Source organism: Flavobacterium sp., assembly GCF_965657075.1.
Taxonomy (GTDB): Bacteria; Bacteroidota; Bacteroidia; order Flavobacteriales; family Flavobacteriaceae; genus Flavobacterium.
In genome coordinates this window covers 37582-60683 of record NZ_CBFHMV010000015.1, presented here as the reverse complement: position 1 = coordinate 60683, position 23102 = coordinate 37582, and the positions used below count along the sequence as shown (strand labels likewise).

Below are 23102 nucleotides of genomic sequence, written 5' to 3'. Positions count from 1 at the left end.
ACTCGCCTTACAAGAGAAAGGCTTGGCTTTTTGCAAAAACGACCTATATAAAGCTGTTTTTAGCTCAAATCATTTTTAGAACTACTCAAAATACATTAAAATTTAACGTAGCTTAAATTGAAAGTATCGCGTTATTGAAATTGGTAATTTGGAAGAAAATAAGGTTTTTTCACAGCCTGACGGTCTAGTATAACCGTCAGTTACGGGTTAATATGCGTTAATTTTCGGTTTGGCACAGACTTTAGTAATTCCGAGTGGATTCGGACGTAGACGAATCCGCCGTAATTGCGGTTATACATTGTTGGCAATAGTTATTTATTTTTATTCATATTTTGTAATTCCTCTATCACTATAAAAACAGCTTTTCCTGTATCCCAAAGTATATTAACTGAATAAATCAGTACTGTAGTCAAAATGACATTTCCAATATCTGTCTTATATGAAAAATCAATTTTATTACTATCTAAAAGTAAAAGTGTAACTACACTTGAACAAATTAGGATTATTTGTTCTAAAAGTGATGTTTTCATTTCCTTAATTGTCGATGAAAAGTCAAATTTTGGATAATCAACTACAATGTCTTGAATTTTAGAAGCAATTAAGCCTAAAGTCGCTGTATTAATAGCTAAAAGGGTCAATAGTAATCCAATTATATTTTCTTTTAGGTATATAAATAAAAAATCAGACTCCAAAAACTTCCCAAGGAAAGTGATTATTATTCCAAGAACAATATAAAACGATATGTTTTTTATAGTATTCAATATTATTCAACTATGGTTTTATACAATTTAATTACTTGTTCAGCTGGTCCTTCAATATCAAGTTCTTTTACTTGTAAGATAACAGGATTTTCTTTTGTATTTAATTGTTTTCTTATGTTTTTAACTTTTAATTTGATGCTTCCTGCTCCTTCTGAAGTGTAGTCAACTAAACCTTTTATATTTTCGTTGTCTTTAGAAATATTTTCTAATGTTCCTTTTTCTGGGGCTTTTATTGTAATGTGACTTTCGTGACTATTTGTGTTGTCTGCAAAGTTCTTAAATACTTTAGGTAAACTACTTGAAATGTTTGCAAGATTAGGCTTAATAAACTCAAAATTTATATAAGTAATTTCCTTTTGATGTTTCCCAACATAACTCCAAAACTCTACTTTGTCATAAAGTGCCTCTAATTCTATGTTAAGACCGAATTTTTCAAGGTCTTTTCTAAACACTTTTTTTAAAATATTTTTAACTACGTCAGGGTTGCTAAACGCATCGCTATTATCGCTTATAGCAATTTTTTGCACGTCTGATTTATTATTGAAAATGACGTTAACATATGGTTCGTCATCAATTACTAAATTCTCAAAATTTTGAGTTATCGTAGTAGTCTTTTTTTGAGCTAACTTAAAAAGGTAGTGGTCAACTTCATTATGTTCAAGTTTTAATGGATGGTTATTATTTTTGGAATCAACGAGACTATCTAAAACCTTTCCAAAAAATTCGTTTTTCCTTTGCTTGATTTCGTCAATTGTGAATTTTTTGTCTTCAAATAAGTCAATTTGTCTATTAGCGGTTTCGATAGGTAAAAGATGATACCTATAAATATGAAAATTAATCAGTTTGTCATCCATTTATTTCGGTTTTTTCATAATTATTGCCAACTCGTTTATATGCGAAACTTTGGGACTACATTAATGCCGTATGGGCAAGATTGGCGAATGTTTTGCATGTTTTTGTTTCGTTTATTTTTGATAAGTTATCAAACTTAAATTAAAAATTTTAAACATCAAAAGGATTTTTTATTTTTTTTAAACTATTGTTACTTAAATGGGTATAGATCATAGTTGTTTTTGGGCTACTGTTACATAATTAATCTTGTATGTAAAGCATTTTAGCTTCACATTATTATTAATTCATACTAAAAGAAACTATTTGTAAAAATTAGAGAAATGAACATGCACCTACAATTAGTTTCTAAAAGTGAAACTCTGTAGTCGTTAATTTCTTAATTTATGCATAAATCTTAAAATCTCAACAAAGTTTATTTTTTCAACTTGTTTATATTTTCCAACAGTCACCATCATAATTTTAATTTCCCTAGGGCATTTATGTCATTTCCCTAGGGCATTTATATCATTTCCCTAGGGCAATGACATAAATTTCCCTAGGGAAAATAATTAATTTCTGTACAGCAATTGAAAATATACAAAGGAGGAAAATAAAATTTATAAAGGTTAATTAAAATTATGGGTAGTGCAGCTATAAAAAAAAAGCGAAACAATACTAAATTGCTTCGCCTTGTAAATTGAACTTTTGCTACTATTAGTAATTAAAAATGAGTAGAGTAGTTAAAAAAAATAACAAAAGTAGTTTTAGTTTTTAGTAAACGTTAGATAATCTGTACCGCCATTTCCACCACTAATATCTCTTAACTTGATTACAGTAGATGAAGTTTCAATTATTTCCCAATCGTCTGTAAGTTCTTGAAATTGTGCTGGTGTGCTAAACGCAATATTGAAATCTAAATCGCCAGGACTGTCATCGTTACTATTACTGTTGGTTACAGACCAAGTTCCTGCATAGGTGTTGGTTCCATTGGCTGCTGTTAATGCATTGCTTGCTCCAAATGTAAAATTGTAGCCGTTAAAAGTATTGGTTTCGTCTTGGTTGTTGTCAAAATAATAGGTAATGCGCCAAGTACCATTATTTACAATTGCAATCACTTCTGCCGGATTTGAATTATTTGTAGCATTATCATCATCGTTAGTACACATAGACGATGTTGTTAAAATAAACAATAACGCTATTGCCATGCTGAATTTAATTGTTTTTATTTTTTTCATGATTTGTGTTTTTAGTTGTTTTTTTTATAGTTTGTAAAGTGATAACGTTTTTTATATTCAAAATATTATAATATTGATAATCAACAGTATTGGCGCACTGTTTTGATTCTACAAATTTATAATTTTTAATGGAATAATTATTACAAATTCTAAGCTATTATAGTGCAATAAGCATTTAGCACTTAATTGGTTCGTATTGGTAGTGATAAAAAGTTAAAAAGATTTTGCTCACTATCATACCTGTTTTTTTGAAACTTATTTTTCTAAATAAATTTCATAATAATTGTTGTCCGTTACTTTAATTTCTTTTTCAGATAATCCAAAAAAATTAACAACCAGAATATCATTAAATGATGCCGTAATTTCAAACTTGCCATAAACATCACTAAAGGTTTCTGTATCTGTTTTTTTATTTTTTATAATCGCACCAAAAATTAATTCATTAGTTGCTTTTTCAATAATTTTTCCAATGACTTTTTTCTCTTTAAGAATTTCATTGTCTGGAATTGTTTTTACTGAATAATCTGAGACTTTATTTTGAGTAATTGGCGGTTCAACCTCTTTAATTCGTTCTATTTCTTCTAATTGAATGTTGACTTCTTCCCTATCCACTTTAACTTTTCTCGTTTTCATTCCTGCCAAACTAAAAACTAAAGTATCATTTGAAGAAGCATTTAGGTAATATTTTCCGCCAAAATCAGTAGTTGTACCTCTTGTGTTTTTGTCAATTTTCACTGTTGCAAAAGGTAAAGGTTCTCCATTATTTTTATTTAAAACTTTCCCATACACTTTAAGATCAAAAACATTTATGTTAACTTTTATCACATTTTCGTTTTCCTGATTATTTACAGCAACCGTAAATGAGTGTCGAAAATTACCCACTGCGTTATTCAAAATTTTGACGTTTAAAGTATCTGACTGATTTGGAAGAATTGGTTTTTTATGGTGTTCAATAGTAGATGTTGCGTTAGAACTTTGACATTTTGTAATTAATAAGGGCTCCTTTCCAATATTGGAGAAAGGAATTTTTAAAGTGGTAGTCTGCCCAATGGATACAGGTGGAAGATTATATTCTAAAGTACTAAACTTTATTTGACCTTGACTGAACGCAAATAAAGGAAAAAGAAATAGAAATTGTATACACATAGTTAATTTCATAATCTTATTATTTTAAATGTACATTTTGTTTCATCATGAATTTGATCCCATTGAACAGCTGCATTAAATGTTTTGTAAGAGGTTAAATATTGCTATCCTGCTTTTCATCTAATTTCCTTTGTATTTGCAAACCATTATTTGTTTTTCCGACTCATTGTTGAATGTTTCTTCGTTAAAATTTCCAAACTTGTGAATAATCGTAAAACCAGAAGTTTTTAAATAGCTGTCTAATTCTTGCGGAAAATACATTCGCATGTCTAAATTTTGTATCGAATGGAATTTGTCATTTATGAAATAATGCCATTGAATTCTATTAATTTGGGTTGCATTTTCATACTTCATAGTTTGCTCAATTACTACTTTTCTATTGTCGGTGGTTGTATATGATGCTATTTTATTTTGTACTTTTTCGGCTTCAATTATATAGCGCATGTTTGGGTTATAGCAATCTAAAAGAAATAAACCTTCCTTTTTAAGGTGTTTTTTTACGCTACTAAAGGTATCAAACAAATCTTGATTTTGATAGAGGTGATGAATCGAATTGAAGGGAATAAAAATTAAATCATACTTATTAGGTAGTGCTAAAGTTCGAATATCGGCTTCTATAAAATCTATATCTAAATGTTCCTGTTGGGCTTTTAAATTTGCTTGTTTTAACATGGATTTTGAATTATCAACACCGCAAATGTGAAGTCCTTCATTTGCAAGAGGAAGCGTAAGTCTGCCCGTTCCACAACAAAGTTCTAGTACTTGAGCTTCTTTATTTGTCGGCATCCATTTTTTATAAAACTGTAAATCTGTAAGAAACGTATTTAATCCATCGTATAAGTTGGCATCATAAATCAAATCTCCAACTTTGTATTTAGTGTTTGTTTTATCTTCCAAAATTCATTTTTTTAATAACGTTGTTGTGACTTTAAGAATGTATTTGTGCGTTCATTTTAACCTTGATTTTACAAATTCAAAAGATTCTTTGTGTAAAAATCGGAATAATCTTTGAAATTGCTGTTACTTGAAACAACTTTTTATTGGTTTTGCTTTTTGAACTATGACCAGCTGATTTGATGGATTTTTTGGTGTCAGAAAGACGAACTAATTTATTTTTTTTTGTATAATGGGTAACAATTTATAAACTCATTTGATATGAGGATAATAACTCTAAAATTATATCCAAATGAAAAATCTAAATCCAACCTTCAAAACTGTTTTTTTTGCAACACTTGTTTTCTTCGCTCTTAGTTGTGATAATGAAAATCAAAACGACAATCCTAATGAAAATCAAAATGAAACCTTAGAACTTTTAAGTATTAGTGCTTCTTCTACCGATAATGCCTGCAATGAATGGAATCTACTTTCCGGAAATACTGTTGGCACTATAGCTTCTTTTCCAAGTTTTATAAATTTAAGATCTTTAGACCCTATCACTTCTCCTGCAGGATTATTAGCCCAAACCACAATGACGCATCAGTGTTCTGCTTATGACAATATCAATAAAAAATATGCTGTAGCTTTGGGTGAAACTGTAGTTATTTATGATTTAACATCACCTGCTGTTCCTGTTCCTACCAGTTATTTAATTGCACCGCCAGGGAGTTCAACCTCATCATATATTTTAGCTATGGAATATGTTGGCGGTCAATTATACGTAGTGCATGGCGGAGAAATCAAAACTTTAATTGCTGGTGTTCCAACTTCTTTTGGTGTTCCTGTTGTATTGCCAAGTATAGGCATCATGTCGGATACGATTTCTAATTTTACCAAAAATGGAACTACAATCTATTTTATTTTAAAAGGAAAACTATTCACTTTTGATACTCTTACCAACAGTTTGACTAATGTACCTGTTTCAGGTTGGTCGTCTGGAATTGATTATAATGGAGTAGAATTTTATTCAGGAAAACTGTATGCTGCCAAACGTCACTCCCTAACTTGGGGTACACCCGATGATTTTGCAACCATTACATTAACTGGTTCAGAGTCTCTAATTCCAATTACAACTTATGCAGTAGATTTTAGTAGAATTTCATCAGCTGTAGATCCAAATACAGGAATTTACTATTTAAGTAGTTCTGACGGATTTGGAGTTAATACCAATACTTTAACAGAGATTAATTTGATAAGCAACACCCATAACACGAGCACTATTGCAGGGTATCAGTTTGGATTGCAAATCAAAAATTAAATTAGTAAACCGTAATGCTATTAAGTGTTACGGTTTATTTTTTGGATGGATTTAATAAATTCTAAAGCTCTAATTTCTGCATAAGAATAGTTAGAATTTTTAACAGGAAAAGCGCAATGTCCTCCATATTTAGGAGTTTCTAAATGAATGTTGGTTTTATTTTGAGCTGTTGCTGTAGGAAAACAACCTGGTCCTAAAAAAGGGTCATCAAAAGCATTAAGAATTAATACTGGTAAAGTAATATGGTTTAAGCTTCGTGCTGGTGACACTTTATTGTAGTACTCTTCTTTATCGGCAAAACCGTGCATGGGTGCAGTAAAATGATCGTCTAAATAATCAAAATCTTTGCATTTTTTGATGTTTTCCCAAGGCATTAAATTGGGAAACATTGCCGCTTTTATATGAAGTTTCTTTTTCAAATCCAGTACAAAGTTTTTCATATAAATTTGATTGAACCCTTTTTTTAAGGCTTCTGCACAAGCTTTTACTTCAACGGGAACAGAAATAGCTATTCCAGCTTTAATTTGAGAATGTATTTCTGAATGTCTTCCTAAATAATTGAGCACTTGTCCAGCACCTAATGAAAAACCAATTAAGTAAATTTCTTGACTCTTTTTACTTAAAGCAAATTGAATGACAGCATCTAAATCTTCAATAGAAGCATGATGGTATAATTGAGGCAATCGATTCATAAATCCACCACAACTGCGATTATTCCAAGCAAATACTGAAAAATTTTCTTTTAAAAAATAATCCGCACAACTGTTGATGTACGTTCGTTGCGAATTGCCTTCTAATCCGTGACATAAAATAACCGTTTTATGGTGATTCTGCAGTTTATAATCTACCGTTAAGAAATCACCATCTTTTAATTCGAGTTGTTCACGAGTGTATTTTGGTGCAGCAAATGTTTTAAATTTTGCTGCGTAAATGGTCGAAAAATGGGCGTTTTTATGAAAAAAAGGAATTAATGCGTCATATTTTGAACGGCTGAAATAGGGCATATTTATTTCATTTAAGCTTTAAACTAAATAAATTCCGTTTTCTTTAATTTCAATCAATTTTTGACGGTATAAATTTCCTACAGCTTTTTTGAACGTTTTTTTACTCATTTTCAAAACCGTTTTAATGTCTTCAGGATGTGAATTATCATTTAAACCTAAAAATCCTCTGTTGGCTTTTAATTCGTCCAAGATTTGTTGCGAATTGGGTTCAATAGCTTCTACTCCAACTTTTCTTAAATAAACATCAATTTTTCCATCTTCACGAACTTGCTTAATGTAGCCTTTCATTCGTTTGCCTGGTTTTATGTCGTCATAAGTTTCATTAGCATAAGCCAACCCTTTGTGTTTTTCATTAATGATAACATTGATTCCTGCTTCAGTAATGTGCGAAACAATTAAATCTACTTCTTCATTATTTTCTAAAGTTACATTGTCATTGGACAAAAATTTATTGGTTCTGCTTGTTGCCACTAACCTATTCGTTTTTTCATCTAAATAACAATATACCAAATAACGCTTATCCACTTCCATTGGACGTGCTTGTTCTTTGAAAGGAACAAACAAATCTTTTTCCAATCCCCAATTCATAAAAGCACCAAATTTATTGATGTAATTGACTTTTAAATGGGCAAATTCATTTAATTTAATGTAAGGTTTTAGCGTAGTTGCTACAGGTCGTTCTTCATGATCTAAATATACAAAGACCGTAATTTCGTCACCAATTGAAAATTCTTTGGGTACATATTTATTGGGAAGTAAAACGTCATGTGCTTCGTTTTCACCATCACCTAAAAATAATCCGACTTGTGTATCTCTAAGTATTTTTAAGGTATTGAATTGTCCTAATTGTAGCATTTTGTATTTATTTTGAGCAAAGTTAGTTTAAAAGTTTAAGAGTTTAAAAGGTTTGGAAATTTAGTATAAAAAAAACTCCCAAATCAATGAGAGTTTTATATAAATTTTATTCGGTTTAAAGAGTACTGAGTACTAAAAACTGAACACTAAACACTTCCTAATTATTCATTGAAATTAAGAATTCTTCATTATTTTTCGTTTTCTTGAATCTATCATTTATAAAATCCATAGCTTCTACAGGATTCATGTCTGCTAAATATTTACGCATGATCCACATTCTCTGAATGGTATTTTCATCTAAAAGTAAATCATCTCTTCGTGTACTTGAGGAAACTAAATCAATAGCAGGGAAAATTCGTTTGTTGGCAATTCTTCTATCCAACTGAAGTTCCATGTTACCAGTTCCTTTAAATTCTTCAAAGATTACTTCATCCATTTTAGAACCTGTTTCTGTTAATGCAGTTGCGATGATACTTAATGAACCTCCATTTTCAACATTACGTGCTGCTCCAAAGAAACGTTTTGGTTTTTGTAAAGCATTGGCGTCAACACCACCACTTAACACTTTTCCTGAAGCGGGTTGCACCGTGTTATAAGCTCTAGCCAAACGAGTAATAGAATCTAATAAGATGACTACATCATGACCACATTCGGTTAAACGTTTTGCTTTTTCTAAAACGATATTGGCAATTTTAACATGTTCTTGAGGTTCACGGTCAAAAGTGGAAGCAATAACTTCTCCTTTTACACTTCGTTGCATATCGGTAACCTCTTCAGGTCTTTCATCAATAAGTAAAACTATTAAATATACTTCTGGATGATTGGTTGCAATAGCATTAGCAATGTCTTTTAATAACATTGTTTTACCCGTTTTTGGTTGCGCAACAATCATTCCACGTTGTCCTTTTCCAATTGGAGCAAATAAATCTAAAATTCTTGTAGAAATAGTGCTACCTCTTTCTGCTAAATTAAATTTCTCTTTTGGAAAAATTGGCGTTAAATGTTCAAATGAAATTCTATCTCTAACTACTTGCGGGTCATGACCATTAATTTTAGATACTTTCACTAATGGAAAGAATTTTTCTCCTTCTTTTGGAGGACGAACTACTCCTTTTACAGTATCTCCTGTTTTTAATCCAAACAAACGAATTTGTGAAGTTGATAAATAAATATCATCTGGTGACGCTAAGTAATTATAATCCGATGAACGTAAAAATCCGTAACCATCAGGCATCATTTCTAAAACACCTTCACTTTCAATAATTCCGTCAAACTCATAATCGGGTTCTCTAAAATTATTCTTTTTTGGAGCTGGTGCTTTTACTTCTTTTTTTACTGGTGCTTCGGTATTTGCAACCTTTGGACCAATATAACTTGGATGGTTCGGGTTGTTTTGATTGGCTTTTTCAATAATAGCTCTTCTTTGTTCCTCTGTTAATTGTGGGCCTTTCTTTTCTGGCTTTGCCGCTTCTTCTTTTGCAGGAGCATCCTCTTTTACAGGTTCCTTTTTTACAGGTTTTACTACTGTTTTAACAGATTTGTTTTCAGGTGCTTTTGCAATCCCTTTTGCTTCAAGCTTTTCTTCAGCAATACCTGCTGTATTTGCCGCTGTTACTTTAGGAGTTACTTTTGGTTTTGGTGCAGCCTTAGCTTTTGGAGTTGCTTTGGGTTTTGCACTAGTAGTTGGCTTTACAACTTCTTTTGTTTTTGCTTCTACAATTTCTGTAGGAAGTGGATTCATAGCTTGATGATCTAATATTTGATAAATTAATTCATCTTTTTTTAAGCTACTTATTTTTTTGATTTTTGCAACTTTGGCTATTTCTTGCAAATCAGAGAGTTTCATCTCATTTAATTTTTCAATATCAAACATAAATGTTTTTGGGTAAAATTAGTTTTTTGTGGAATACTAGTTAAATTTTTCTATGTAAGAAAGTAATATAACTTTTCGTAAATGAAGTGATTACGATTTTGTTGTGCAATAATACAATTTTTTTACTACAAAACAATAGTATTTTAAAAAAAGAAAACTTAATTTTGGCAAATAAACCATAAAAAATGATTCAAAGGATACAATCTCTATATTTATTTGTGGCATCGCTTTTAACAGGTGTAGTACCTTTCTTTTTTCCTATTTGGAAGAATGCAGCAAAGCAACCTGTTTTTATGACAAGCGATGTTGTTTATATAGTTTTGTTTGGATTATCAACTGTAATGTCGTTGATTTGTATTTTATTATTTAAAAATAGACAAAATCAATTTGTTTTAAACCGATTGAATATCATATTGAACTTTATTTTAATAGGATTATTTGTGTATCGAACGCTAAGTTTATCTGGAGAAATGCAAGTTTCTGAGAAAGGTATTGCGATGTTTGTTCCTTTATTTTCTATCTTATTACTAGTTTTGGCCAACAAAGCTATTAAAAAGGACGAAGATCTCGTAAAATCTGTGGATCGATTAAGATAAACCTATCATCTTAGTTTATTAGTGCGAAGAAAACCCGATTCGAAAGTTTCGGGTTTTTTTGTGGTCTAAAATGAATGCAATAACTACATTCTTTCCATTAGGGTTGTTAAATACATGAAGGTGCCTTTTTCATTAAAAACTAAAATAAAATAATTGGTATCATCGGAAATTGCGACATTATAAAAAACTTTATCTTCTTCTTTTACAATAAACGAAGCTTGGTTTAACTCAAATGAAGGGTAATTATCTATTAAATAACTAGTAATATTTTCATTTAATGAGTTTACGGAAATACTTTTTTCAATTGCTTTAATTGCACCATCTTCTGAATAACTTACAAGATATTTTGAATTTCCTTTTAAAAATTCAGCTTCAAATCTTAGATCATTATTGTTTTTTCCTCTATAAAAAATAGACCAACTTAAATCTAAAACATCTTTAAACTCTTTATCAAAATTAGATTGTACCACAAAAGGCAACGCTATTTTATCTTGAGCGTTAGATAATAAAGTGAAAAATAAAATTAGAATTGTAAATGATTTTTTCATAATGTTGTTTTTTTAATTTGTTATAATTTACAACATATATTGCTCAAAATCAAGGTCTTTAATAAAACTTTATCATAAAAGTTATTTTCTTCCTATTTCAACCACTTCTAAATCTTTAATTTTATCCTTATCAATCACAAATCGCAACATAGTTCTAATTTGATGGAATCCCGATTTTCCAGCTGCTCCGGGATTCATGTGTAACAGATTTAATTTTTTATCAAATTGTACCTTTAAAATATGGGAATGACCACAAATAAAAAGTTGGGGCGGATTACTGCTAATTTCATCTCTAATTGCTTGGTTGTATTTACCAGGATAACCACCAATATGCGTAATCCAAACATCAACATCTTCACACATAAAACGATTGTTTAGTGGAAATTCTAATCGTGCCTTATCATCATCTATGTTACCAAAAACAGCTCGCAACGGTTTAATTTTCTTAATTGCATCCGTCACTACCAAGTTTCCAATATCACCTGCATGCCAAACTTCATCTGCTTGATGAACGTATTTTAAAATGGTGTCATCTATATGACTGTGTGTGTCGGAAAGCAGTAATATCTTAATCATATCACAAAAATAGCTTAATTATTTAAATTGAAATTGTCATTGCTGCTGAATTTTGTAATTTTGCTGACTATGTGAGAAATCTTATAACCTTTTAAACACATAACCTTTTAACCTCTAGAATGAGATACTTCATAGAATTTTCATATCACGGTAAAAATTATCACGGTTTTCAAACACAACCTAATGCTACTTCTGTACAAGAAACGTTGACAAAAGCCATGCAATTATTGGTAGACAAATCTATTGAAATTGTTGGTGCAGGAAGAACAGATTCGGGTGTTCATGCCAAGCAAATGTTCGCTCATTTTGATGTTGCAGATGTTATTGACACTTCTTATTGGATTCCAAAACTGAATGCCTATTTGCCAAAAGATATCGTAATTTATAATATTTTTGAGGTTTCAAAGGAAGCTCATGCTCGGTTTGATGCAAAGTCAAGAACTTACGAATACTACATTCATACTTTTAAAGATGCTTTTTTAGAAGACACAAGCTGGTACTATTTTCAGCAATTGGATGTGGACCAAATGAATAAAGCTTGTCAAATTCTTTTTGAATATATTGACTTTGAATGTTTTTCAAAAGTTCATACGGATGTTCACACTTTTAATTGTACAATTACAGAGGCAAATTGGAAACGAGTAAACAATCAATTAATCTTCACTGTAAAAGCAGATCGATTTTTAAGAAATATGGTTAGAGCAATTGTAGGTACGATGATTAATGTTGGGAACGGAAAAACAACTCTGGAAGAATTTAGAGTAATTATAGAAAGTAAAAACCGTTCTAAAGCAGGATTTTCAGTACCTGCTCATGGGTTATTTTTAGTTGCTATCGAATATCCTTTTAGAAGTTAGAAAAATAAATTGTCGTTCGGCTTTTGCCAACGGAAAACAGATACTGAAATAAGTTCAGCATTATATGAAAAATAAAATAAAAACCAAATCTTTAAAGAAAGTACTTGCCTACGCAAAACCCTATAAATCAAGGTTTATTTGGGTAATTGTTTGGGCTATTTCCTTATCTATTTTTGCCGCAGCAAGACCTTTTTTACTAAAAAAAACAGTCGATAATTATATCGATCCAAAGGATGAAAGTGGCTTGCTAATTTATATCGTACTAATGGGAATTGTTTTACTTCTAGAAGTGCTGACACAATTCTTTTTTACGTATTGGGCGAATTGGCTTGGACAAGATATTATTAAAGATATTAGAGAAAAATTATTCCATCATATTGCAGCTTTTAAAATGAAATATTTTGACAATGAGCCTGTGGGTAAACTTGTCACGCGTTCAGTTTCAGATATAGAATCTATTGCGAGTATTTTTAGTCAAGGGTTATTTATGATTGTGAGTGATTTGCTAAAAATGATTGTAATTTTAGGAATTATGATTTACATGAATTGGCAACTTACACTTATTGTTGTTTTAGCCATGCCTTTTCTAATAGTAGCGACGAATATTTTTCAGAAGAAAATGAAAGTCGCTTTTAATGAAGTTAGAAACGAAATTTCCAACTTAAATACTTTTGTACAAGAGCGTTTGACCGGAATGAAAATTGTGCAACTTTTTAACAGAGAAGCTATTGAGTTTGAAAAATTTAAAGAAATCAATCAAAAACACAATAAAGCTTGGTTAAAAAACATACTTTATAACTCTATATTTTTCCCAATTGCAGATATTGTTTCGTCTTTGACTTTGGGAGTTATCATTTGGTACGGAGGATTTTCTATACTTAATGGAGAAACAATGACCTCTATAGGTGATTTATTTGCATATACTCTTTTCATTACGATGTTATTCAATCCTTTACGACAAATTGCAGATAAATTTAACGTATTACATATGGGAATTATTGGTTCTGAAAGGGTTTTTGAAATTTTAGAAACAGACAGTCAAATTCAAAATAAAGGAACCCTTGTAGCTGAAAATTTTAAAGGAAAAATAAGTTTAGAGGATGTTAGATTTGGATATTTAGAAAACGAAGAAGTTTTAAAAGGAATTAATTTAGAAATCAATCCTGGAGAAACTATTGCCATCGTAGGAAGCACTGGAGCAGGAAAAACAACCATAATCAATTTATTAAATCGCTTTTACGAAATAAATTCGGGAACTATTAAAATTGATAAAATTGATATTAAAGACTACACTTTAGAAAGTTTAAGAATGCAAATTGCTGTGGTACTTCAAGATGTGTTTTTATTTGCAGATACTGTTTACAACAACATAACTTTATACAACCAAGAAATCACTAGAGAAGATGTAGTTAGTGCTGCTAAAAAAATTGGAGTTCACGATTTCATAATGACCTTGCCTAACGGTTACGAATATGATGTAAAAGAACGTGGAGTAATGCTTTCGTCAGGACAAAGACAACTTATTGCTTTTTTAAGAGCTTATGTCAGCAATCCAAGCATTCTAATTTTAGATGAAGCCACTTCATCCATTGACACCTATTCTGAAGAATTAATTCAAAAGGCAACAGAAACCATTACAAAAGACAGAACATCCATTGTAATTGCTCACCGATTAGCTACAATTATTAATGCAGACAAAATCATAGTAATGGACAAAGGAATGATTGTAGAGCAAGGAACACACAGCGAATTATTGGCAAAAACTTCTGGTTTTTATAAAAATTTATATGAAGCCCAATTTGAAACTAAAGTGGAATAAAAAAGTTTAAAAGTTTATGAGGTTAAAGGGTTAAAAGGGATTGCGAGAAAAAAACATCAAAAAGTAGAGTACTTTGTTTCTAAACCTTATAACCTCATAACCTTTTTAACCTCAAAAAATAACAGTTGTTCTTTACAAATAATTTCCATAATTTCGCAAACGTTATTCAATAAAGAAAATTATATACAAATGACACGAGCTTTTGCGGCTTCATTTTTTAAATAAATTAAATAATTCAAAAAAAATGACACTAGCTTTTGCGACTGCATTTATCACAATAATAAATAAACTCTCGAAAAATGAAATACGATATTATAGTTTTAGGTAGTGGTCCTGGTGGATATGTAACTGCCATTAGAGCTTCACAATTAGGCTTTAAAGTTGCTGTGGTAGAAAAAGAAAATTTAGGAGGAATTTGCCTTAACTGGGGATGTATTCCAACTAAAGCACTACTAAAATCAGCTCAAGTATTTGATTATTTAAAACATGCTTCAGACTATGGTTTAATAGTAGATTCATTTGACAAAGACTTTAGTGCTGTTGTAAAACGTTCAAGAGACGTTGCTGATGGAATGAGCAAAGGGGTTCAATTCTTAATGAAGAAAAACAAGATTGACGTTATTTATGGCTTTGGAAAGCTAAAAGCTGGAAAAAAAGTTGACGTTACTGATAAAGACGGAAAAATTACTGAATATAGTGCAGATAACATCATTATTGCAACTGGTGCGCGTTCTCGTGAATTGCCTAATTTACCTCAAGATGGTAAAAAAGTAATTGGATACAGACAAGCAATGACGTTACCCGAGCAACCAAAAACTATGATTGTAGTCGGTTCAGGTGCTATTGGTGTTGAGTTTGCTCATTTTTATAATGCAATGGGAACTGATGTTACTATTGTTGAATTTATGCCAAATATCGTTCCTGTTGAAGATGAAGATATCTCAAAACAAATGGAACGTTCTATGAAAAAAGCTGGTGTAAAAATCATGCTAAACTCTTCTGTAGAAAAAGTAGACACTTCTGGAAATGGAGTTAAAGCAACAGTAAAAACTGCAAAAGGAGAAGAAGTTTTAGAAGCAGACATCTTACTTTCTGCTGTAGGAATCAAAACAAATATTGAAAACATCGGACTAGAAGATGTTGGTATTGCTACAGATAGAGATAAAATCTTAGTGAACGATTTTTACCAAACAAATATTCCTGGTTACTACGCCATTGGTGATGTAACTCCAGGTCAAGCTTTGGCACACGTGGCTTCAGCTGAAGGAATTTTATGTGTAGAAAAGTTAGCAGGAATGCATGTTGAACCATTAGATTATGGAAACATTCCGGGTTGTACTTATGCAACTCCAGAAATTGCTTCTGTAGGTTTAACAGAAAAACAAGCCAAAGAAAAAGGATACGAGTTGAAAATTGGAAAATTCCCATTCTCAGCTTCTGGAAAAGCTAGTGCTTCTGGAACAAAAGATGGTTTTGTGAAGGTAATTTTTGATGCTAAATACGGTGAATGGTTAGGTTGTCACATGATTGGTGCTGGTGTAACCGATATGATTGCAGAAGCTGTTGTAGCTCGTAAATTAGAAACAACTGGACATGAAATCTTAAAAGCGGTTCATCCTCATCCAACCATGAGTGAAGCAGTAATGGAAGCTGTAGCTGATGCTTATGGAGAAGTGATTCACCTTTAATAAATTCAGAATTAAGAAATATATAAATCCTTGACAATTTGTTGAGGATTTTTTTTTTGAATCTAGTATTCTAAAAGCTGGGAAGAACTTAAAAAACTAATACTCAAAAGTTCCAAATTCACTTGTAATGGTTAATTTCTTAGTTGCACTGGCTTCTACTCTACCAACAATTTGAGCATCAACATTAAACGATTTTGAAATTTCAATAATGTCGTTTGCTATATTTGCATCAACATATAATTCCATTCGGTGACCGCAATTAAATACTTGATACATTTCTTTCCAATCGGTTTTGGATTGTTCTTGTATCAATTTGAATAAAGGCGGAATTGGAAATAAATTATCTTTAATTACATGAACATTATCTACAAAATGTAAGACTTTCGTTTGCGCTCCACCACTACAGTGCACCATTCCACAAATTTCTTTTGGTGAATATTTGTCTAGAATCTTTTTAATAATTGGCGCATAAGTTCTTGTTGGAGAAAGTACTAATTGTCCGGCATCAATAGGGCTATTTTCAACGGAATCCGTTAATTTAGTTGCTCCTGAATATACCAACTCAGAAGGTACAGAAGCATCAAAACTTTCAGGATATTTTTCAGCCAAATACTTATGAAAAACATCATGACGGGCTGAAGTTAAACCATTGCTTCCCATACCACCATTATAACTTTTTTCGTAAGAAGCTTGTCCAGAACTAGATAATCCTACAATAACATTTCCTGGTTTAATATTGGCATTATCAATCACAAGTTCTCTTTTCATACGAGCTGTAACTGTTGAATCGACTATTATGGTTCTAACCAAATCACCAACATCTGCAGTTTCTCCACCAGTAGAATGAATGGTAACTCCAAAAGATTTTAATTCGGCAATCAACTCTTCCGTTCCATTGATAATAGCTGACAAAACTTCGGCAGGAATCAAATTTTTATTACGACCAATAGTAGATGAAAGTAAAATATTATCTGTTGCACCAACACAAAGTAAATCGTCAATATTCATTATTAAAGCATCTTGAGCAATTCCTTTCCATACAGAAATATCTCCAGTTTCTTTCCAATACATGTACGCTAAAGAAGATTTTGTACCAGCACCATCAGCATGCATAATAATACAATAAGCTTCATCATTAGTTAAATAATCGGGAATAATTTTACAAAAGGCTTTAGGAAAAAGACCCTTATCGATATTTTTTATGGCATTATGAACGTCTTCTTTGGCAGCAGAAACTCCACGAAGATTGTAACGTTGACTGGTATCCGAACTCATTTTGTTGTTTGTTGTGTGGATTGCAAATATATGAAATTCTGATACTATATTCTAATGAAAAAGTTATGGATGTTTGTAATGAAGATTTTTGAATTACTGATTTTTTAATTTTGGAAAATAGTGGAAAGAAAAACATGATTCTATTTGTTGACTATCAAAATCTCTACTCTTCTGTTGGCTTTTCGCTCAGATTCATCTTTTTCTGGTATTGCAAATCTAGGTTTAGAAGCACCAAAACCTTCAAAAGAAACTCTTTGAGCTGGAATTCCGTTAGCCACTAAAAATAATTTCATGGCTTTGGCTCTTTCTTTAGAAAGTTTTAAAGAATATTTGTCTTCTGGATTGGTATTGCAACAAACATGACCTTGAATTTGAATAACCAACCTAGGATATTTTCTCATAATATCTAAAAGTTCATACATTACCGGTCTAGATTCATTCATCACAGCAAATGAATTGTAATGAAAATTGATGTTTTCAATAATGACGGTTTTTCCAACTTTAGTTTTAATGATTTTATCTTGTAGAGGAGCATTATCATCAATTACCTCTTCCACCTCAACAATTTCGGTAGTACTCGTATCGACAGCAATTTCATTTTCTTCAATACCTAAAATTTCATTTTCTCTTATCAAATCTTTTTCTTCGATAAAGTAAATCGTTACTTTTCTGTTTTTTGCCTTATCTTTTTCTTGATTAAAATTTTCTCCAAAACTTCGACTTTTAAAATCGGCTCTAAAAGGAACATTTTCTTTAATTATATTAAACACAAAGTCTACTCTTTTTTTTGCTAAAGTATCATTGTAGGCACTAGAACCATCTTCATCAGTATAACCATTAATAGCTACAACTTTATCCTTTGAATGCACTGCCATCCAATCTTCTAATTTTTTAGATTCTTTGCTAGTAAGTTCAAATTGATCGCTATCAAAATAAACCACAAATTGTTCTTGAGCATAAGTTGTAAATGTAAAAAAAAGAAGAAAAAGAGAAAAAAATGATTTCATTAGGAGTAGTTTGATTTTAAATGGGATATATCTTAATACTATAAAAAACGTGCCAAAGTTAGTTTTCTATGATTTCTATTTCAACTCTTCTGTTGGCATCTCGTTCTTCTTCATTATTTTCAGGAATAGCATAAATTGGTTTAGAACTTTTAAAACTTTTATAACGTAATCTGTCTTTAGAAATTCCGCTTTCAATTAAATGAGTATAAATGGCATAAGCTCTCACCAAAGCAATATCTTCAATTTTCTCAGCTTGTTCAATAGTTTGACAACAAATATGACCTTGAATTTCAATTTTTAATTTGGGATTATTGCTCAATATTTCCAACAATTCTTCTAAAACAGGCAGTGATTTTGGCAAAATACTTCCCGAATGGTTATAAAAATTCATGTTTTTAAGAATAATTTTATCTCCTTTTTTACCTTCTGAAATTTCAGTTGTCATCTCAGAAAGGACTTCTTTGTAATAAATTTCAACTTTCCTGTTTTTTGCTAAATCTACATCTTGTTTGAAATTTTCGCCTTTACCCTCTACTAAAAAATCTTTTTGATTCGTTAGTTTTTCTATCACATTTTTTACAAAATTAGCTCTATTTAAGGAAAGCGAATCGTTATGAGAATTACTTGCTCTAGAATCACAATAACCTATAACTTTAGTAATTTTCATTGATTTTTCGTTAAGAAAAGCATCTAATTTCACTAATTCCTCTTGATTTAATTGATACGAATCGGTGTCAAAATAAACCGTAAATTTTGATTGAGAAAGGGCTGTTAAAGAAAATAACAACCAAAAAAGAAATAATTTATTCATGCTAAAAAGTTGAAAATTTTGATTTTATAAATATATAAAAAAACCTGCTCAATTAAGAACAGGTTTTCAACAACTTTAAAAATAAGTATTATTTAATAAATAATAATTCTCTGTATTTAGTTAATGTCCACATTTCATCATCAATCAGTAACTCTAATTTATCCGCATGTTCTCTGATAATTTCAAAATAAGGTTTTACTTTATCACAATATGCAGCGGCCATTTTTTCCATATCTGTTAATGCGTTTGCTTTTTTGCGTTCCTCAATCATCTTATCAACATTTGAGTTAATCCCTTCAATATGTGCCGAAATTTCTTTGATCATTACTATTTGTTCTTTGGCAACTTTTTCAAAATCTTTACCAAAAATATCTTTTAAACCTCTAACATTTTCAATTAATGTATTTTGATATTTAATAGCTGTTGGTACGACATGATTACGAGCAATATCACCTAAAACTCTTCCTTCAATTTGAATTTTTTTAGTGTATTCTTCTAACTCAATTTCGTATCTAGCCTCTACTTCAACATGATTCATAACTCCTAAAGCTTCAAACAAATCCATTGCTTTTTTAGAAACTTTAGCTTTTAAAGCTTCTGGAGTAGTTTTATGATTGCTTAGTCCGCGTTTTTTAGCTTCTTTTTCCCAAGCATCACTATATCCATCACCTTCAAACAAGATGTTTTTTGTAGCTTTGATATATTCTCTTAGTACGTTAAATATAGCTTCATCTTTCTTTAAATCTTTTTTCTCAATTAAAGCATCTACTTCTTTTTTGAAATCTTGTAATTGTTTAGCTACCATGGCATTCAATGTAGTCATTGAAGTAGCACAATTGGCAGAAGAACCTACCGCTCTAAATTCAAATTTATTACCTGTAAAAGCAAATGGAGATGTTCTGTTTCTATCTGTATTATCTAACAATACATCTGGAATTTTTCCAACAACATTTAATTTCAGGTCTGTTTTTTCTTCTGGAGAAAGTTTCCCTTTAGTCACACCTTCTAACTCAGCCAAAACTTTTGTTAATTGATCACCAATAAAAATTGAAATAATTGCTGGTGGTGCTTCATTTGCTCCTAATCTATGATCATTACTTGCAGAAGCGATTGCAGCTCTTAATAATTCTTCGTTATCATGAACTGCTTTAATAGTATTTACAAAGAAAGTTAAGAATTGTAAATTACTCATCGGAGTTTTTCCTGGAGCTAATAAATTTATTCCTGTATCAGTTGCTAAAGACCAGTTGTTATGTTTTCCCGAACCGTTAACACCTTTGTATGGCTTTTCATGAAATAAAACTTTATAATCATGACGTTCAGCTACTTTTTGCATTACATCCATCAATAAAGAGTTGTGATCTACAGCTAAATTAGTTTCTTCAAAGATAGGAGCTAATTCAAACTGACTTGGAGCCACTTCGTTATGACGTGTTTTTACTGGAATTCCTAACAACATACATTCGTTTTCCAAATCTCTCATATAATTTAAAACACGAGTTGGAATTGAACCAAAATAATGATCATCTAATTGTTGTCCTTTTGCAGCAGTATGACCCAATAAAGTTCTACCTGTAGCCATAATATCTGGACGAGAATTAGCTAATGCTTTGTCCACTAAGAAATATTCTTGTTCCCAACCTAAAGTTGGAGTAACTTTTTTTACATTTTTATCAAAATATTTAGCCACATCAGTTGCAGCTTCATCTATAGCACTCAAAGCTCTTAATAAAGGTGCTTTGTTATCTAAAGCTTCACCTGTGTAAGAAACAAATACGGTTGGAATACATAATGTAGTTCCAAAAATAAATGCTGGTGAAGTTGGATCCCAAGCCGTATAACCTCTTGCTTCAAAAGTATTTCTAATTCCACCATTTGGAAAAGAAGAGGCATCTGGTTCTTGTTGTACTAATTGATCACCGCCAAATTTTTCAACTGGATCACTTCCATCAAATGAAGTCTCAAAAAAAGCATCATGTTTTTCTGCAGTTCCACCTGTTAAAGGCTGAAACCAATGTGTGTAATGAGTAACTCCTTTTGAAAGAGCCCATTCTTTCATTCCCATTGCAATGTAATCGGCTAATTTTCTGTCAATTTTTGTTCCATGTTGTGTAGCACTTTTAACTGCTTTAAATCCTTCTGAAGTTAAAAACTTACGCATTGCTTTTTCGTTAAAAACGTTGCTAGCAAAAATAGTTGACTTTTTATCTAATTCTTCCACCTTAACTGGTGTTCTAGAAGTAGCTTTTTCAAGTGCATTAAAACGAATTGTTGACATAATTAATGTTATTTTATATTAAACCCTTTTATTACACTGCAAATATATACAAAAAATCAAATAAAAATATTTTTACCCCTATTTTTTTAGGGTAAAATTAATATTACTATAAAATAATAAGAATTCTGTAGTATAACAGTAATATTATATCTTTGTAAATTAAATTGATACATATATGATAGTTTGGGTATTGTTTTTAGCTGCTATTTTTTTCTTTTTAGCTCTTGATTTGGGTGTTTTTAATAAAAATCCTCACATCATAAGCAGTAAAGAAGCTGGAATTTGGACTGCAATTTGGGTTACAATATCTTTTATATTTTCTGGTGTAATCTATTGGATATATGCCAATAATTATATTGAAAATCCTTCTAACTTATCACCTTCATTGGCTTCCATAAAGTTTATCACAGGTTATTTGATTGAACTTTCCTTAAGTGTTGATAATATATTTGTAATTGCAGTTATTTTTTCGTCATTTAAAATTCCACAAAAATACCAACACAGAGTTTTGTTTTGGGGAATTCTTGGGGCTATTATTTTTAGAGGTTTAATGATTTATTTTGGAGTTATGCTAATCAATAAGTTCATTTGGATGACTTATGTTTTTGGAGCTTTTTTAATTTTCACTGCTGCAAAAATGCTATTTAAGAAAGAAGATGAAGAAGTATTTAATCCAAAAAAATCTTTTGTATATAAAAGTTTAAGAAAAATAATGCCCATTACCTTGCACATGGAAGGTGAACATTTTTTTGTTAAGAAAAGAAACATCTTATTTGCAACACCATTATTTGTAGCATTAATTGTTATTGAATTAATGGATGTACTTTTTGCAATGGACAGCGTTCCTGCAATATTAGCTATTACTTCAGATGGGTTTTTAGTATTTAGTTCTAATATTTTTGCAATACTTGGTTTAAGATCTATGTATTTCTTTTTAGCTAATATGTTAGAAAAATTTAGTTATTTGGAATATAGTTTAATTGCCATTTTAACTTTTGTAGGAATTAAAATGCTTGCTCATGACTATATTGAATTGCCTGAATGGACTTCACTAGGCTTTATTGCTTTATCATTGTTAGTTGGAATTTTCTATTCGCTACATAAAGATAAAACTAGTTAATAAAAAAGAGGTCACTTCCCAGCAACCTCTTTATTAACAAACTAAACTAACCAAACAAACTATATTAAATTTTATTTTAAATCAATGATTTTTGCATCTTTATAACCAAATGCATTTATTGTAGCATCATAATCGTTATAATCAATTGGAGCAGCACCTTTAGCAAAATAACCAGGAACTACAACTATTCTGAACGTTTGATTTTGTAACCAAGCTGATGAAAAAGAGCCTAAATTTACATTTGAATCTAAAAATAAGTTTACATCAAAAGTGGTGAAATCAAAATTATAATCTAACTCAACACCGTTATCAAAGTAATAGGTTTGAGGCATTAATCTCCAAACATCAGAACCATTAACAACATCGTATAAATGATATACCAAAACCGCATCTGAATTGTAAATTGGTGGATTAAAAGACACAATTCTACTGTAATTGTTTCCAGATGAAAAAGAAGTGGTAACCTCAAAAACTTCTGCAATAGTATCATAATCAACAGTATCCTGCACATCATTTATGGTACAACTATTTAGCGAAATCATCCCGATAAAAGCTAAAACTAAAGTAATTTTTTTCATGATTTTATATTTAAAGATTAATGATGTAAAACTACATTCAATTGCCGTGC

Annotated in this window: 21 protein-coding genes; 6 read left to right on the top strand and 15 right to left on the bottom strand. The window is 30.7% G+C overall.

Annotated elements, in window-relative coordinates; translation table 11 throughout:
• Positions 1-311: 311 nt before the first annotated feature.
• From ACTF56_RS09460 to ACTF56_RS09440, 5 genes are all read right to left on the bottom strand, one after another.
• Positions 312-761, bottom strand: a complete 450-nt coding sequence (locus tag ACTF56_RS09460; RefSeq protein ID WP_438966660.1) for a hypothetical protein — start codon at positions 759-761, stop codon at positions 312-314.
• A 2-nt stretch (positions 762-763) separates the two neighbouring features.
• A complete protein-coding gene (locus ACTF56_RS09455) occupies positions 764-1615 on the bottom strand; it encodes a hypothetical protein (protein ID WP_438966659.1) in 852 nt (283 codons plus the stop codon).
• A 741-nt stretch (positions 1616-2356) separates the two neighbouring features.
• Entirely contained in the window at positions 2357-2827 is a 471-nt protein-coding gene (locus ACTF56_RS09450; RefSeq protein WP_438966658.1) for a hypothetical protein, read from the bottom strand.
• A gap of 255 nt (positions 2828-3082) precedes the next feature.
• Positions 3083-3985, bottom strand: a complete 903-nt coding sequence (locus ACTF56_RS09445) for a carboxypeptidase-like regulatory domain-containing protein (RefSeq protein ID WP_438966657.1) — start codon at positions 3983-3985, stop codon at positions 3083-3085.
• 108 nt (positions 3986-4093) lie between these two features.
• Positions 4094-4870, bottom strand: a complete 777-nt coding sequence (locus ACTF56_RS09440) for a class I SAM-dependent methyltransferase (protein WP_438966656.1) — start codon at positions 4868-4870, stop codon at positions 4094-4096.
• Between the two features lie 289 nt (positions 4871-5159).
• Here ACTF56_RS09440 and ACTF56_RS09435 point away from each other — a divergent pair, with 289 nt between their 5' ends.
• Positions 5160-6167, top strand: a complete 1008-nt coding sequence (locus tag ACTF56_RS09435; protein WP_438966655.1) for a hypothetical protein — start codon at positions 5160-5162, stop codon at positions 6165-6167.
• A 20-nt stretch (positions 6168-6187) separates the two neighbouring features.
• Here the strand turns inward: ACTF56_RS09435 and ACTF56_RS09430 are convergent, their stop codons facing one another.
• From ACTF56_RS09430 to rho, 3 genes are all read right to left on the bottom strand, one after another.
• A complete protein-coding gene (locus ACTF56_RS09430) occupies positions 6188-7171 on the bottom strand; it encodes a YheT family hydrolase (protein ID WP_438966654.1) in 984 nt (327 codons plus the stop codon).
• Positions 7172-7189: 18 nt separating this feature from the next.
• On the bottom strand, positions 7190-8026 hold the full coding sequence (locus ACTF56_RS09425; RefSeq protein WP_438966653.1) for a CvfB family protein: 837 nt from the start codon (positions 8024-8026) through the stop codon (positions 7190-7192).
• A 157-nt stretch (positions 8027-8183) separates the two neighbouring features.
• On the bottom strand, positions 8184-9899 hold the full coding sequence (gene rho, locus ACTF56_RS09420) for a transcription termination factor Rho (protein WP_438966652.1): 1716 nt from the start codon (positions 9897-9899) through the stop codon (positions 8184-8186).
• A gap of 185 nt (positions 9900-10084) precedes the next feature.
• On the opposite strand from rho, the gene ACTF56_RS09415 reads away from it, so the two are divergent.
• Positions 10085-10495 (top strand): DUF4293 domain-containing protein, encoded by a 411-nt coding sequence (locus ACTF56_RS09415; protein WP_438966651.1) that lies wholly within the window; start codon positions 10085-10087, stop codon positions 10493-10495.
• A gap of 83 nt (positions 10496-10578) precedes the next feature.
• Here the strand turns inward: ACTF56_RS09415 and ACTF56_RS09410 are convergent, their stop codons facing one another.
• The gene (locus ACTF56_RS09410) at positions 10579-11043 is read right to left on the bottom strand and encodes a hypothetical protein (protein WP_438966650.1); all 465 of its coding nucleotides are present in this window, start codon (positions 11041-11043) and stop codon (positions 10579-10581) included.
• Positions 11044-11124: 81 nt separating this feature from the next.
• Entirely contained in the window at positions 11125-11619 is a 495-nt protein-coding gene (locus ACTF56_RS09405; protein WP_438966649.1) for a metallophosphoesterase family protein, read from the bottom strand.
• A 119-nt stretch (positions 11620-11738) separates the two neighbouring features.
• Here ACTF56_RS09405 and truA point away from each other — a divergent pair, with 119 nt between their 5' ends.
• From truA to lpdA, 3 genes are all read left to right on the top strand, one after another.
• The gene (truA, locus tag ACTF56_RS09400) at positions 11739-12476 is read left to right on the top strand and encodes a tRNA pseudouridine(38-40) synthase TruA (RefSeq protein ID WP_438966648.1); all 738 of its coding nucleotides are present in this window, start codon (positions 11739-11741) and stop codon (positions 12474-12476) included.
• Positions 12477-12540: 64 nt separating this feature from the next.
• A complete protein-coding gene (locus ACTF56_RS09395; protein WP_438966647.1) occupies positions 12541-14295 on the top strand; it encodes an ABC transporter ATP-binding protein in 1755 nt (584 codons plus the stop codon).
• Positions 14296-14594: 299 nt separating this feature from the next.
• A complete protein-coding gene (gene lpdA, locus ACTF56_RS09390) occupies positions 14595-15983 on the top strand; it encodes a dihydrolipoyl dehydrogenase (RefSeq protein ID WP_438966646.1) in 1389 nt (462 codons plus the stop codon).
• Positions 15984-16079: 96 nt separating this feature from the next.
• Here lpdA and ACTF56_RS09385 read toward each other — a convergent pair whose 3' ends face one another.
• From ACTF56_RS09385 to ACTF56_RS09370, 4 genes are all read right to left on the bottom strand, one after another.
• Positions 16080-17258: an AIR synthase related protein gene (locus tag ACTF56_RS09385; RefSeq protein ID WP_438966645.1), complete on the bottom strand. Its 1179-nt coding sequence runs from the start codon at positions 17256-17258 to the stop codon at positions 16080-16082.
• Positions 17259-17398: 140 nt separating this feature from the next.
• Positions 17399-18265: an OmpA family protein gene (locus ACTF56_RS09380; RefSeq protein ID WP_438966644.1), complete on the bottom strand. Its 867-nt coding sequence runs from the start codon at positions 18263-18265 to the stop codon at positions 17399-17401.
• Between the two features lie 58 nt (positions 18266-18323).
• A complete protein-coding gene (locus tag ACTF56_RS09375) occupies positions 18324-19076 on the bottom strand; it encodes an OmpA family protein (protein ID WP_438966643.1) in 753 nt (250 codons plus the stop codon).
• 88 nt (positions 19077-19164) lie between these two features.
• The gene (locus ACTF56_RS09370) at positions 19165-21354 is read right to left on the bottom strand and encodes a glutamine synthetase III family protein (protein WP_438966642.1); all 2190 of its coding nucleotides are present in this window, start codon (positions 21352-21354) and stop codon (positions 19165-19167) included.
• A 175-nt stretch (positions 21355-21529) separates the two neighbouring features.
• On the opposite strand from ACTF56_RS09370, the gene ACTF56_RS09365 reads away from it, so the two are divergent.
• Positions 21530-22474 (top strand): TerC family protein, encoded by a 945-nt coding sequence (locus tag ACTF56_RS09365; protein WP_438966641.1) that lies wholly within the window; start codon positions 21530-21532, stop codon positions 22472-22474.
• Between the two features lie 71 nt (positions 22475-22545).
• Here ACTF56_RS09365 and ACTF56_RS09360 read toward each other — a convergent pair whose 3' ends face one another.
• Positions 22546-23052 (bottom strand): hypothetical protein, encoded by a 507-nt coding sequence (locus tag ACTF56_RS09360; protein WP_438966640.1) that lies wholly within the window; start codon positions 23050-23052, stop codon positions 22546-22548.
• Positions 23053-23102: the final 50 nt, after the last annotated feature.